The sequence below is a fragment of the Thalassotalea hakodatensis genome, assembly GCF_030295995.1.
Classification (GTDB): domain Bacteria; phylum Pseudomonadota; class Gammaproteobacteria; order Enterobacterales; family Alteromonadaceae; genus Thalassotalea_C; species Thalassotalea_C hakodatensis.
The window spans coordinates 1,975,544-1,989,099 of sequence record NZ_AP027365.1; the positions used below are offsets into that span (position 1 = coordinate 1,975,544).

A 13,556-nucleotide genomic window follows, 5' to 3' on the forward strand; every position below is an offset into this window, starting at 1 on the left:
AACAGCCCTTCAAATTTACTACTATTAACCCGCGTGATAATGAATATCACTGATTCTATATTAGAGAAATAAACCTAAGTCGTTTAGCTTAAAGGTCATACCACTATGCTTGGTTTAATGATGAGGAAGGCGAAATGACAACAACACAAAATACTCCTGAACATGGGCAAGAAATCACGCTGAATACCAATGGCAGTTTAAACGTACCTAATGCACCTATTATTCCGTATATCGTCGGTGATGGCATTGGCATTGATATTACACCAGTGATGTTAAAAGTAGTGGATGCTGCCGTAGCAAAGGCATATGGTGGTGATAAACGAATAGTTTGGTTGAAAACCTACGCAGGCGTTAGTGCTACGGAACATTTCAATGATGATATTTGGCTGCCTGATGAAACGGTTCAGGCATTTAAACAATATAAAGTAGGGATTAAAGGCCCGTTAGATGCACCAATAGGTAGTGGCTTACAATCGTTAAGTATTCAACTGCGTGAACAGTTAAAAGTGAAACATAGTATATTTTCGTTTCAGTGCTTTGATGGATTACCTAAATTCATTAATCATCAACAACAAATAGATATTGAGGTGTTTCAAGGCCAACCCTCTTTATTTTCGAATAAAGAACTCAATCAACAAACGGATGATGAAAGCTTTACGAGTACCATCGCTATTAATCGTTCTGATGTGGAACAATTATTAAAAAAAGCGATTGAGCATGCGGTTGCACAAGATAAAAGGAGTGTTGCCTTAATACATGATGGCGGAAATACCGCAGACTTTACAGATGCGATTTGTCGTTGGGGATATCAGTTAGCAAAAACAGAATTTGATGGCAAAGTTATTAATGGTGGTCCTTGGGTGAGTCTTATTAACCCTAAAACAGGTACTGAAATCATTATTAAAGACATCAGTGTGGAGTCGATGATAGCACAACTTGTTTTAAACCCTGCTGAATATCAAGTGTTAGTTGCACCGTTTGCTTACGGACCAAGCTTACAAAGTTTATTATCTACATTAAGCAATACAACAGGTATTACTCCTGCGTGCTATTTAAGTGATGATGCAGCTGTATTCGAAGCAACACATGGTACTGCTCAAAAGTATGCTGGATTAAATAAAGTAAACCCAAGCGCTTTATTACTTGCTGCTGTGTTGATGTTGAGACATATGGGATGGCACGAAGCGGCGGATAATATTGTAAAAGGAATTCGTGATGCGATCAGGGCTAAAACAGTCACTTATGATCTAGCAAACAAAATAGCAGATAGTACCATGCTAACTAGCTCTGGCTTTGGTGATTGCATCATTGAACATATGAAAATTACTCAATAATATTTTTCATATAGCAGACATAAAAAAACACAGCCTCAGCTGTGTTTTTTTAATATCGGTATTACTATTCAGTTACATCGTCAAAGTCAGACGGTTTGATCACAGATGCGTGATGGCCTTTTGGCCCCGCATTTAGTTCGTAATCAACATCTTGTCCTGCTTTTAATGTACGATAGCCGTCCATTTCGATTGTGGAATAGTGCGCGAAAATATCTTCACCACCGTCATCAGGACGGATAAAACCAAAGCCTTTTGCGTTGTTAAACCACTTCACTTTACCGTGAGCCATACATCAACTTCCTTCTAAATTCATCGGTAATTCGTTATGCTTCCCCAGAAACATTAAGTTCAGTAAATAGTGACTAAAAAATAGTCACTGATTAAATCGTAGATAATAAAATAAATTAGTCAAGTTTTATTCACAACTAATTAACCTATTATTTTTAATTTTTAACAAAATTGTTAAAGCAAATTTTTCTACCACAGACTAATATAAAAGAATGAGCAATTGGAAAGAAATATTCGACAACCAAGAATTGTTGGAAGATGAGGTTGTTGATCAACATCAAAAACCGCCTATGTACAATGTAGTGTTGTTAAATGATGATTACACGCCGATGGATTTTGTCATCGACGTTTTAAAAAAGTTTTTTGGTATGAACGAAGAAAAAGCAACCGATGTTATGCTTGAAGTTCATTACAAAGGTAAAGGTCGTTGTGGCACATTTACTGCAGATGTAGCTGAAACCAAAGTCAGTTTAGTATGCGATTATGCGATAGAAAATCAGCATCCTTTAATGTGTACGATGGAAAAAGTATGATTTTGCGTAGTGTCGAAGTGGAGTAGCCTATGTTAAATAAAGATTTAGAAATTTCGTTAAATATGGCCTTTCGTCAGGCGAAAGAATCTCGTCATGAATTTATGACGGTAGAACACTTATTGTTGGCGTTGTTAGACAATCCGTCTTCAATACAAGCTTTAAAGGCTTGTGGCGCTGATATGATAAAGCTTAGGCAAGAGTTGCTCGACTTTATTGCCGAAACTACACCAGTGATCCCTGCGGAAGAAGAAGAACGTGAAACTCAACCTACCCTAGGGTTTCAACGGGTATTACAGCGTGCAGTTTTTCATGTGCAATCGTCAGGGAAAAGCGAAGTTAGTGGTTCAAATGTCTTAGTTGCCATATTCAGTGAGCAAGAATCTCAAGCGGCTTATTTTCTCAAAAAATCTGATATTAACCGTTTAGATATTGTTAATTATATTTCCCATGGTATCGCTAAGGCGGAAGGGCAGCCAAGTAATAAAGCAGATGAAGAAATAAATCAGCAAGAAGAAGAACCGCGCACAGTGGAAAATTTTGCCACAAATTTAAATGAACAGGCAAAAGTCGGCAGAATTGATCCGCTTATAGGTCGTGCAAGTGAGTTAGAAAGAACGTTACAAGTCCTCGGCCGTCGTCGCAAAAACAACCCCTTATTTGTCGGGGAGGCAGGGGTAGGTAAAACAGCGATTGCTGAAGGGCTGGCAAACCTGATTGTTTCAGAAAAAGTACCTGAGTTTTTAGCTGACACAACTATATACTCTTTAGATTTAGGCGCATTACTTGCTGGGACTAAATATCGTGGTGATTTCGAAAAACGCTTCAAAGCATTATTGAAAGAACTTGAGCAAGAAGGGAATGCCATCTTATTTGTTGATGAAATACATACAATTATTGGCGCTGGCGCAGCTTCTGGCGGTATGATGGATGCCTCTAATTTAATTAAGCCATTACTTTCATCAGGTAAATTACGTTGTGTGGGTTCTACCACTTATCAGGAATATCAAAATATTTTTGAGAAAGATCGCGCGTTAGCAAGAAGGTTCCAAAAAATTGATATTGTTGAACCAAGTATTGATGACACCACAAAAATTTTACAAGGCTTGAAAGAAAAATATGAGTCGCATCACGGTATTCGCTATACCAATAAAGCATTGCGTGCGGCAGCACAGCTATCGGCTAAATATATCAATGAACGCTTTTTACCTGATAAGGCAATAGATGTTATTGATGAAGCTGGTGCGAAACAACAATTGCTTGCTAGCTCTAAACGTAAAAAAGTGATTAATGATGGTGATATTGAAACAATAGTGGCGAAAATGGCAAGGATCCCTGAAAAGTCAGTATCCTCGTCAGAGAAAGATAGTTTACATACCTTAGATAGAAACCTTAAATTAGTCGTTTTTGGTCAAGATCACGCGATTGATGAATTAACATCAGTGATACGTTTATCTCGTGCTGGTTTAGGTCAAGAAAACAAACCCGTTGGTTCATTTTTATTTGCTGGCCCTACAGGAGTCGGTAAAACTGAGGTGACTCAACAGTTGTCTAAAGTGCTTGGAGTTGAGTTATTACGTTACGATATGTCTGAGTACATGGAAAAGCACGCAGTTAGTCGCTTAATTGGCGCACCTCCTGGTTATGTCGGTTATGAGCAGGGCGGATTATTAACAGATGCGGTGATCAAACACCCTCATGCCGTTGTGTTATTAGATGAAATAGAAAAAGCACACCCTGATGTTTACAATATTCTATTGCAAGTGATGGATCACGGTACGCTAACGGATAACAATGGCCGTAAAGCTGATTTTAGAAATATTACGCTAGTACTAACGACAAACGCTGGTGTAGCAGAAACAACAAGACAATCAATTGGTTTTAAACAACAAGATCATAGTTTTGATGCACTGAATGAAATCAATAAAATATTTTCACCTGAATTTAGAAACCGCTTAGACAATATTATTTGGTTTAATCATCTAGATGATAATGTAATACATCAAGTCGTAGATAAATTCATTGTAGAGCTACAAGCTCAACTTGATGATAAAGGCGTTTCTCTTGAATTAACCAAAGATGCGAAAAAATGGCTTGCCGTTAATGGTTATGATAAAGCGATGGGAGCTAGACCTATGTCTCGCCTGATTCAAGAGCACTTGAAAAAACCATTGGCTAATGAATTGCTATTTGGGGATTTAGTGCAAGGTGGTGTAGCCAAAGTAGGGGTGAAAAAAGATAAGTTAGTGTTAAGTTTTGAATCTAAAAAAGAACTTGTTGAGCATTAAAGTTACTATTTATTATGTAATTTTATCCTAGGAAAAACGCCACATGATAGTGGCGTTTTTATTGCTTACTTATTGCTTACGTTTAACAAATGTACTAAAGATAAGTAACGAGATCAGGTACCATATAGCGCCTCCGCCACTGCTGCTGCCACCTCCAGTAGTTGGAGGTGGAGTAGTACTGTCATTATCAATAATGGTGACTGTAACAGTATCGTTCTCGCCAAGTAAACTCATGTCATCTGCCGTCAGTGTCACGGTAAATGTTTCATCGCTTTCATCAAGGGTGTCATTGGTAATATTAACGGTGATCGTTTTTTGTATTTCACCGTCTTCAAAGGTTATTGTACCTTCGGTTAACTCATAATCACTGCCATTTAATGCGCTAGCATCATGGGTTTGATAGTTAACCAATAACGCTCCATATGAGCCATTTGAACGGGATATTATTAATGATACTTCATTATCATTTTCATTTATCGAAGTACTCGCCGTTGTGAATGCAACTTTTCCAACAACGGGTTGTTCATCTTCTAAAATGGTGATTGAAAGGTTTTTATCCTCATCATTGATTACAGCTCCATTGGCATTTGAAAGTGATAAGTAAAAAACCCGATCGCCGGAATAATCAGAGTTATTGATGATGTTAACAGTAACCTCTTTCGTGTATTCGCCTTGTGCAAAATTGATCACTTGTTCTTCAAATTGATAATCCACATCATTTACTGCACTTGCATCTATCGCTCCAACCGTTATTGATGCTTCGTTAGGTGCTTGATTCGGCCGTTGTAGGGTCACTGTAACACTAGCTTCACTCTCGGAAACTTCTAAGTTTTCTGTTAACCAAGAAATATTGGCTTGGTCGGTATCTTGTATCGTCACATCAATTTTATCAGGGGTGCCAATATTGCCAGTAGATATATTCTCTAAGGAAAGGTTAAAGGTTTTACCCTGATCAAATTCATTATCTCTTACTGAAGATAAATAAAGTACTTTAAAAAACTCATTGTCTGCAAAGGTCAATGTTTGCGATAACTCTACATAGTCATTTCCAGCGGTAGCTGTTTCAGCATTTGCTTTTAAATCGATACTTATTTCGCCACTTCCACCTTGAGATCGAATCACTTTGAACAAATTAATTTCACTATTTTCTTCAAGGGTAAAATGAGTCAGTTGAAAGTGAATACTACCTGGCTGAGTATTGTGATAAATAGGGTTGGTATCATTCGCAAGTTCAGCGTCATTACTCACACCATCACCATCAAAATCTTGTAAGTCACTGATTGGATCGCACGATGACGCTTTAAAGAAGTTACTGACGTTGATAAAACGTTCAACATAGTTTTGTTGCCAGCATTGAATATCTATTAATCCTGATGTATTGATAGTTTGCCATTGATTATGAAGCTCAAATATAGCGCTAACATCAGTCACATTCGAGTTACTGATGTCCAAGTTATTTAACGCTAAGCCATACTGTAAAGCTGAAATATCATTAACCATAGTATTCGTGATATTTAGGGTGGATAACTTCTGTAGGTTGTTTACAAATGCTAAAGAATTTACTTGAGTATTATCGAGCAGCAACTTGGTTAACTGCGTTAATTCGCCCAAACTTGTTGTATTCACGAACGGGTTATTGCTTAGCGTTAACTCTTCCAAATTAGTTAAAGCATTAAGAGCACTGATATTATTTATATTGTTATCTGCTAAATTTAATTTTTCCAAAAATGGCATCTGGATAATATTTTCAATGCTTTGTAATGAATTGTTGTTAATTTCTAATACGTTCAAACTCGGCATTTGTTCGCCAAGTGGAAGCGTAACAATATCATTATGATCTATTTCAAGCGTTTCTAGTGAAAATAAACCCAAGAGAGGCGAGATGTCAGTAATTTCATTGTGATAAAGCGCTAAAATTTCTAATTTTTTTAAGTTCTCTAATGGCGAAACATCTATTACATCATTGTAGCCTATATATAAAAACCGTAAAAAAGAGAGATTTGCTAACGCAGAAATATCACTTATGTTGTTACTTGATAAATACAAGTATTCCAGTGCATTTAAGTTTTCTAATACCTCAATAGATTGAATGCTATTATTGGTTGCATATAAATAATAAAGTTCGGTTTTACCAGCAAGCGCAGAAAGGTTTTCAATATTATTATCATTTATCCAAAGTTGTTTCATTCGGTTATTGGCTGAAAGTGCAGATATATCAACAATATTATTAAAATCAAGGTACACATTGGTCAACTGGCTTGTTTGTGATAACGCACTAATATCGTTAATGTTGTTATCTGATAAGGATAAGTATGAAAGTTTCGTAAGCCCAGAAAGTGGTGATAAGTCGCTTATGTTATTACTATCTAGCGTTAAGCTAACAATATTTGGAAAATGCTCAATGCCGTTGAGTAAATCAACATTATTAAAACTACAGTAAAGATCAGTCACTTGGCCAGCATATTTAATATCGCTGTTGTTAATGGTATTACTTAAACATTGTTTTAAATTGTTATCGGTTATATTGGCTAATGCTTCATTAGCAAGAGTTAAGTTAGGCTCTGCCTGAAATAAGTTTTCTAGCTCAGTATTTACTTGGTTTAATGCGAAACTAGCATCAGCGCCATTTACAGGATCATTTCTATCGATACCACAAGGTAACTCTGTACATAAAATATCAGGATTTGAAAATTTATATATTTTACCAGCGTTGTTAACAGAATAAGCCATTACCGATGAAAAACCATTGTCTACATCTTGTATTCGATGACCTAAAGCGTAAGGAAATGTATAACCCGTATCTCCTTGTGCACGAGAGTGGGCTAGCCCCATGTTATGGCCTAACTCATGGGCAAGTACATAATCACCACAATCGATACTGGTATGACTAAACATATAATTTGTTGAATTAGCAATGGTTGCATTACCCCACGCTAGACCACAAGCTGTATCACCATCAACAAAAGGGCGTAATAGCGCAACCATATCGGCACCTTGTTCAAAACGAATGTTTTCTATATCACTAAATGCTTCATGTTCGTTAAAGGTAATATCATCAAGTGCAGTATCTGAATCTAATTCGGTTGGGTAATCGACTGACATAATATCAGCCGCTGTTATTTGCATATTGACATTGCTATCAATATAAATTTGATTAGTTACTTCTATTAGGTGTTCAATACGCGTTAACACATCACCATTGTATTCACTGTCGATAAAACTTTGTGGTATGGCATAGACAAATAATACATCAACATTTGCATTGTTTGCTGCAGAGTTTCTTACTTTGGTTGGTGCTGAACGTTTGATATTACCGTGATGTTTAAAATGTTTTTGTTCAGGAGCTACAATATTCTTGTGCTTTGTTAATATTCCTTTTTTGGGTATTTTTACGTCATTGACAAGTGGTGCATGATGTTTAAGTTTTTCTTCGATTATCCAGCCTGATTGCTGTTTACCTTGCGCAACCCATGTTTTTTCTGGTGCAACAATTCGCATAAAAAACTGTTTTTCCCCTAGGGTGATCACCAAAGGTAAGTTTCGTTGCTGTTGATGAATATGAGCAATAATATGTTTTGTATGGGCTTTTTCTTTGATATTGATAATGTTAGCGAGGTAACTTTTACCATCTTTAAGATTTACGGTAAACGTATCACCAATATTAAAAGAGGCCAGGGTACTGGAGTTTAGCGTAAATTTATCGCCTTGCTGATATTTAACACCTATACCTGAATTGCTAGTATGTTGTTCTGCCTGTACGTGACGCCAATTAAATAAATTATCAGCTGCCGATAATTGCGGTGCGATGAGAAAGGTTAAGGCACCTAGAAGATACTTCATATAAACTCCATATTATAAATGATACAACTAAAGTGTATCACATCAAATATGAATACGAAGTTAATATAAACGGCTAAAGAGAGGTGATTAGCCGTTTATATAATGTATGATTATTCAAATAGACTTAACACATCAACAATATCAAGCAATGATTTTTCACCAGTGATACGATTTTTTACTTCAACTTTGTTGTCATCTAAATTTCGCTCACCAACGATGAGTAACATCGGTGTGCCTATTAGTTCATGATCAGCAAACATCACACCAGGGCGCTCTTTTCGATCATCGAACAATACATCTATCCCGACATTAGATAACTGTTTGTATAAATTTTCAGCCGTTTCTTTCACTCGTTCTGATTTTGCCATGTTCATTGGAACGATCGCGGCTTGAAATGGCGCAATAGCTTTTGGCCATTTTATGCCATATTTGTCATGGTTTTGTTCAATAGCCGCAGCGACTATACGAGAAACACCAATGCCATAACAGCCCATGGTTAACGTTTGGTTTTTACCTGACTCTGTCAGCACACCACAATTCATCGCCTTAGCGTATTTATTGCCTAGTTGAAATATATGTCCAACTTCAATACCACGTTTGATCACGATATTCCCGTTACCACACGGGCTTGGATCACCTTCAATAACGTTTCGTATATCTGCAACAGTATAACTGGTTATATCTTTATCCCAGTTTACTCCAGTGAAATGAAAGCCATCTTTATTTGCACCACAAACAAAATCAGCGATATGTACTGCACTTCGGTCAACAACCACAGGAATTGATAAACCTACAGGACCAATTGAACCTACACTACAGCTAACCGCTTGCTGTACTTCTTCGTCAGTTGCAAAGGTTAATGGACTACTAATTTGTGGTAGGTTTTCAGCTTTAACTTCATTAAGTTGATGGTCGCCTCGCACAACAAGTGCTATTACGGGTTGATCTTCTGTCGCACCTTTGACAAGTAACGTTTTAACGGTTTGGTTAGCTGCAATATTTAATGTTGTTGCCACTGCATCAATTGTTTTAGCATCAGGAGTGGCTACTTCTGTTATTGATTGAGTGCCTTGAGGGCACTCGCCTACTGGGGCTAATGCTTCGGCTTTTTCGATGTTTGCTGCGTATTCAGAGCTATCAGAAAAAACAATATCATCTTCGCCTGAATCAGCAAGCACATGAAATTCATGCGAGCCTTCACCACCAATTGAACCATTGTCAGCAACAACAGGGCGGAAATCTAAACCTAATCTTTCAAATATTCGACAATAAGCATCGAACATGGTTTGGTACGTTTTCTTCAAGCATTCATCGGTAATATGAAATGAATAGGCGTCTTTCATCAAAAACTCTCGGCCTCGCATAACACCAAAACGTGGGCGTATTTCATCACGAAATTTAGTTTGAATTTGAAAAACATTTAACGGTAATTGTTTGTAGCTGTTAACTTCGTTTCGCACAATTGAAGTAATAACTTCTTCATGCGTAGGGCCTAAAACAAAAGAGCGATCGTGACGATCTTGAAGTCGAAGCAGTTCTGGACCGTAATCTTCCCAGCGCTCTGATTCTTGCCACAAATCAGCAGGCTGTACCATTGGCATCAATGTTTCAATAGCACCCGCTTTTGTCATTTCTTCACGAACAATATGTTCTACTTTTCTTAACACACGAAGCCCTGTGGGTAACCATGTATATAAACCTGAGGCAACATTGCGAACAAGACCTGCTCGTAGCATTAATTGATGGCTAATTACTTCAGCGTGCGCTGGGGTTTCTTTCAACGTTGAAAGTAAGTATTGGCTAGTACGCATGGGGTTTTTTGTTCCGTATGAATCATGAAAATATTATAAATATAGTGCCTTTATTCTAACAGGGGGTGGTATTGTGCAAAAGAGAAAAATGTAGTTAATTACCTATTGAAGTAAATACAGTCCAATTATTTAAGATCTTAAAGCATAATCTTGTATATTTACTGTCAATTTACAGTGATATTTTCTTACGACCACCTTTTATTTGCATAGAATTAGACGGTTTACTTGTTGAGTGCTCACCAATAAGTTTTTTCTTTTTTTGAGGTGAACTAGGTGCTTGAAAACATATCAATTGGATTTCTTCACCATTAAATTGCACGATATCTTGGTGGAAAATTTTTTTACGTTTTTGAAACTCAGGCTCACCATTTAAATACACATAACCTTCGGTGATAACAATTTTTGCTTCACCGCCACCACTGACAAGATTAGCTATCTTCAATAATTTATATAATTCGATGGGCTGAGAAGAAACTTCTATTTCGATTGTCATGTTAAACCTTACACATTACACATTTTATTTTTCTAAGGCATTTTATCTTTTTGTCGCTTGCCTGAACAGTAAGTTTACATAGTTAAAAAATAAGAAAAACTATTGCTTGCATCTTTGGTTGATATCTATACAATGCGCGCAGCTAGAAACGGCAAGATACTTGAAAGGGTATTACGCAAAGCTACCAGTCTACGGATTTTCTATGACAGTGGAGCTACCTAAGTGATCAAAAAGCTTATCATGCTTGCAGTTTCTATAAAGTTATTAATCTACTTTTTTGGAAAAGGTCACCATGAAAAACTTCGTTATTGTTATTTTAGTTACATTCCTTCTTTCTACTATAGCACCTAAAGCTCAAGCCAATAATGTGGCGCAAAATTTATGTGAATTTGTTGCTGCTGATGCAAAATCAAAACTACGTAGTTACCTAAAATCACAACGAATTAAAATTCGCCGTGTTTTTGATACGGTAGAATGTAATGGTAAAAACCTTTTGCAATTCGCTGCTTCAGCAAATGCTAATGAAACAGGTGCAATGATGATAGGTAAATTACCTAAAAGTGTCGTATCTGAAAATTTAACTGCACTTGCTAATACGGGTTTAAAAGTTGCCGCTGAAAAACGTGTAAATGGCTAATATTAAACGCTAATGAATACGTATGGGCGCTAATAAGCAAATAGCGCCCGTTATTGTTTTTGATGTGGAATAACCACACATTAAAGGCAATGCATTGTCTGAAAGCCAATAAATGTCTAAAAAAATAACGCGATAGATCTATAGCCTCTAGAGCGTGTTGATCTTTGCTGTTTAAATTTTGTTCAAATTAAACGCCTTTTGATCGCGGCACTTGGATTATTGCATAGTCATTCTATGGTTAATTCAAGTAACAAAGAGCAGGAGGCGTTTAGTTGAACCCTTCGGGCTGACGAATCCCCAAAAAATGACAGGCACAACATTTTATGATCTTATTAGTTCGCCAAAACAAAAATAAGAGTAAAATGCTATGCCTGAATCCTTACTTTGCCATAACTTCTTTGATAAGTCCTTATCGAATTTCAATCAAGCGAGAATGAAGACACTTAAAGCATGCTCTGAAGCACTTATAGTGTCTGATAGATTAACCTTAACAAGTTTGGGGCGTTACTTAGCTGGACGTGCGAACATTAAGCATAAAATAAAAAGGGTTGATCGTTTTCTTAATAACGAGCATTTGTTTAACCAACAAGTTGAAATATACGCTTCGTTGGCCAAACCAATCATTAGCAACTTGTCTTATTTAGCCATTGCAGTGGACTGGAGTGGTTGTTGCCGTTCAGATTACCACCTGCTTAGAGCGAGTTTACTCGTTGATGGCCGTTCTTTAGTGCTTTACAACATGGTTGTTGAATTAAAAGATTTTGATACGCCAGAAACCAATGCCAGATTTTTAGACAACCTCCTTCAAGTTATTGGTGAACACCGGTCCGTTTATATTTTGTCAGATGGTGGTTTTCTTACTCCTTGGTATACTAAAGTCCGTTCATTAGGATGGCACTTTATTGGCCGTCTCAGAGGCACGATGACATGTAAGTTAGAAGGTAAAAATACTTGGGAAAAACTCCCTGCCTTTCATCAGGGAGCGAGCTGTCAACCAACTCGACTTGGCAAAGCGAGGGTTACTCAACACAGTCCAACAGCATGTGATGCATTTCTCCATTTGTACAAAGGAAAATACAAAGGACGAAAAGGGAATAGCCGTTTTACTAAAGATACTCGCATGTATCGACGGCATGCTCATGAGCCATGGTTACTCGCAACATCAGATAATACACTCACTAGTGATCAAGTAATTAAGTTGTACAGTAAAAGGATGCAAATTGAGCAAAACTTTCGCGATGACAAAAGCCAACAATATGGCTTTTCGTGGCGGTTTAGTAAAACACAAGGCGTAAGGCGAATGAGTGCCTTGTGCTTAATTGCATGTTTAGCCAGTCTATTACTTTGGTTTGTTGGCTTTGAAGCGGAGCAGCGCAATTGGCAAATAATGTTTCAGGCTAATACGATAAAACACCGCAGAGTTCTATCGTTTCTTACATTGGCGAAGCAAGTAATTCGGCATAGACTCCACAAAATTAAAAATCACTATCTACAGAAAAGTCGAGAAAACTTTTTAGCTTATTATCAAATATGTTCAGTTATATAAAAATGGGGATCCGTCAGCCCTTCGGGCTGTATCTGTTTGGCATTTCTACTGTGTTAACGCTTGACTGGAGTAGAATAACTACACGGCGCAAGTGTTGCCTTGTATAAATACCAAACAAATTGCGGCAAAAGTAAACATGAAAGATCAACACGCTCTAGTATTTTGCTATAAAAAATGACCTCACTATAAGTATTCAATCTAAAAAAATCACCAGCTTAGATTAACTTTAAAATAAATTACTTACCTAATTGCTAACGATGATTTAACAAATTATTCACATAAGCATAATTGAAGCTGATGTATTTATTCACTATGGTTAAGACATACAAGGATTCTTGCTAGTGTGAATGCTATTTCATTTTGGCGAGAAAATAGCGATTAAGAGGTAACGTTATGTATTTCCGTGCGTATAGTCGATTGAAATATGATGTAGTAAAAGTCGTTTCCGTGTTGTCTTATATGACTATTCTAGGATGGGTAGTTGCATTTTTCATCTATGGTGATCACCGTTCTGCGTTAGCCAAATTTCATTTAAGGGATTCACTAGGGTTAATTATCACCGGAGCACTGCTTGCATTAGTCCCTTTTGTTGGTTGGGTATTATGCTTAGGTATTATCGTACTTTGGTGTACTGGGTTTTATCATGCATTAACTGGCCAACGTACACATCTTCCTGTTGTTGGTGACTTCTACCAAAAGCATCTTGATTTCATTCGTTAAAATAACTCGCAATAAACAGAGCTAATGAAATTTAACGTGAAAGGTACGTTATGGATTAAACGGCGCTAG

General features: G+C 37.0%; 10 protein-coding genes and 1 riboswitch. Of the genes, 6 read left to right on the forward strand and 4 right to left on the reverse strand.

The genetic code is table 11. The features are described 5' to 3' along the window. The first annotated feature begins 134 nt into the window (after positions 1-134). Complete coding sequence (locus QUE72_RS08665) at positions 135-1,334, forward strand: isocitrate/isopropylmalate family dehydrogenase (RefSeq protein ID WP_286272779.1); 1,200 nt, start codon at positions 135-137, stop codon at positions 1,332-1,334. A 64-nt stretch (positions 1,335-1,398) separates the two neighbouring features. On the opposite strand, the gene cspD is transcribed toward QUE72_RS08665, so the two are convergent. Next, positions 1,399-1,623 carry a cold shock domain-containing protein CspD gene (gene cspD, locus QUE72_RS08670; RefSeq protein WP_074500054.1) on the reverse strand — a complete coding sequence of 75 codons (225 nt, stop codon included), beginning with the start codon at positions 1,621-1,623 and terminating at the stop codon, positions 1,399-1,401. A 211-nt stretch (positions 1,624-1,834) separates the two neighbouring features. Here cspD and clpS point away from each other — a divergent pair, with 211 nt between their 5' ends. Next, a complete protein-coding gene (clpS, locus tag QUE72_RS08675; protein ID WP_074500057.1) occupies positions 1,835-2,155 on the forward strand; it encodes an ATP-dependent Clp protease adapter ClpS in 321 nt (106 codons plus the stop codon). Between the two features lie 29 nt (positions 2,156-2,184). Beyond that, positions 2,185-4,440, forward strand: a complete 2,256-nt coding sequence (gene clpA, locus QUE72_RS08680; RefSeq protein WP_286272780.1) for an ATP-dependent Clp protease ATP-binding subunit ClpA — start codon at positions 2,185-2,187, stop codon at positions 4,438-4,440. 69 nt (positions 4,441-4,509) lie between these two features. Here clpA and QUE72_RS08685 read toward each other — a convergent pair whose 3' ends face one another. From QUE72_RS08685 to QUE72_RS08695, 3 genes are all read right to left on the reverse strand, one after another. Next, positions 4,510-8,280: a Calx-beta domain-containing protein gene (locus tag QUE72_RS08685; RefSeq protein WP_286272783.1), complete on the reverse strand. Its 3,771-nt coding sequence runs from the start codon at positions 8,278-8,280 to the stop codon at positions 4,510-4,512. Between the two features lie 110 nt (positions 8,281-8,390). Beyond that, positions 8,391-10,091, reverse strand: a complete 1,701-nt coding sequence (locus QUE72_RS08690) for a proline--tRNA ligase (RefSeq protein WP_286272784.1) — start codon at positions 10,089-10,091, stop codon at positions 8,391-8,393. A gap of 169 nt (positions 10,092-10,260) precedes the next feature. Continuing rightward, positions 10,261-10,584 carry an RNA-binding S4 domain-containing protein gene (locus QUE72_RS08695; RefSeq protein ID WP_083602136.1) on the reverse strand — a complete coding sequence of 108 codons (324 nt, stop codon included), beginning with the start codon at positions 10,582-10,584 and terminating at the stop codon, positions 10,261-10,263. 140 nt (positions 10,585-10,724) lie between these two features. After that, positions 10,725-10,806, forward strand: a riboswitch (cyclic di-GMP riboswitch). A gap of 70 nt (positions 10,807-10,876) precedes the next feature. Between QUE72_RS08695 and QUE72_RS08700 the strand changes: the two genes are divergently transcribed. The 3 genes from QUE72_RS08700 to QUE72_RS08710 all read left to right on the forward strand — a co-directional run bounded on the left by QUE72_RS08700 (position 10,877) and on the right by QUE72_RS08710 (position 13,487). Further along, positions 10,877-11,221, forward strand: a complete 345-nt coding sequence (locus tag QUE72_RS08700) for a DUF3718 domain-containing protein (RefSeq protein WP_074500065.1) — start codon at positions 10,877-10,879, stop codon at positions 11,219-11,221. Between the two features lie 367 nt (positions 11,222-11,588). Further along, positions 11,589-12,767, forward strand: a complete 1,179-nt coding sequence (locus QUE72_RS08705) for an IS4 family transposase (RefSeq protein ID WP_286272786.1) — start codon at positions 11,589-11,591, stop codon at positions 12,765-12,767. Positions 12,768-13,160: 393 nt separating this feature from the next. Then, positions 13,161-13,487, forward strand: coding sequence for a hypothetical protein (locus QUE72_RS08710; RefSeq protein WP_074500067.1), 327 nt, complete (start codon positions 13,161-13,163; stop codon positions 13,485-13,487). The last annotated feature ends 69 nt before the right edge of the window (positions 13,488-13,556 follow it).

Bases quoted from the DNA above. Each gene is read 5' to 3' on its own strand.
- QUE72_RS08665 (WP_286272779.1), top strand. From the start codon at position 135: ATGACAACAACACAAAATACTCCTGAACATGGGCAAGAAATCACGCTG.
- cspD (WP_074500054.1), bottom strand. From the start codon at position 1,623: ATGGCTCACGGTAAAGTGAAGTGGTTTAACAACGCAAAAGGCTTTGGT.
- clpS (WP_074500057.1), top strand. From the start codon at position 1,835: ATGAGCAATTGGAAAGAAATATTCGACAACCAAGAATTGTTGGAAGAT.
- clpA (WP_286272780.1), top strand. From the start codon at position 2,185: ATGTTAAATAAAGATTTAGAAATTTCGTTAAATATGGCCTTTCGTCAG.
- QUE72_RS08685 (WP_286272783.1), bottom strand. From the start codon at position 8,280: ATGAAGTATCTTCTAGGTGCCTTAACCTTTCTCATCGCACCGCAATTA.
- QUE72_RS08690 (WP_286272784.1), bottom strand. From the start codon at position 10,091: ATGCGTACTAGCCAATACTTACTTTCAACGTTGAAAGAAACCCCAGCG.
- QUE72_RS08695 (WP_083602136.1), bottom strand. From the start codon at position 10,584: ATGACAATCGAAATAGAAGTTTCTTCTCAGCCCATCGAATTATATAAA.
- QUE72_RS08700 (WP_074500065.1), top strand. From the start codon at position 10,877: ATGAAAAACTTCGTTATTGTTATTTTAGTTACATTCCTTCTTTCTACT.
- QUE72_RS08705 (WP_286272786.1), top strand. From the start codon at position 11,589: ATGCCTGAATCCTTACTTTGCCATAACTTCTTTGATAAGTCCTTATCG.
- QUE72_RS08710 (WP_074500067.1), top strand. From the start codon at position 13,161: ATGTATTTCCGTGCGTATAGTCGATTGAAATATGATGTAGTAAAAGTC.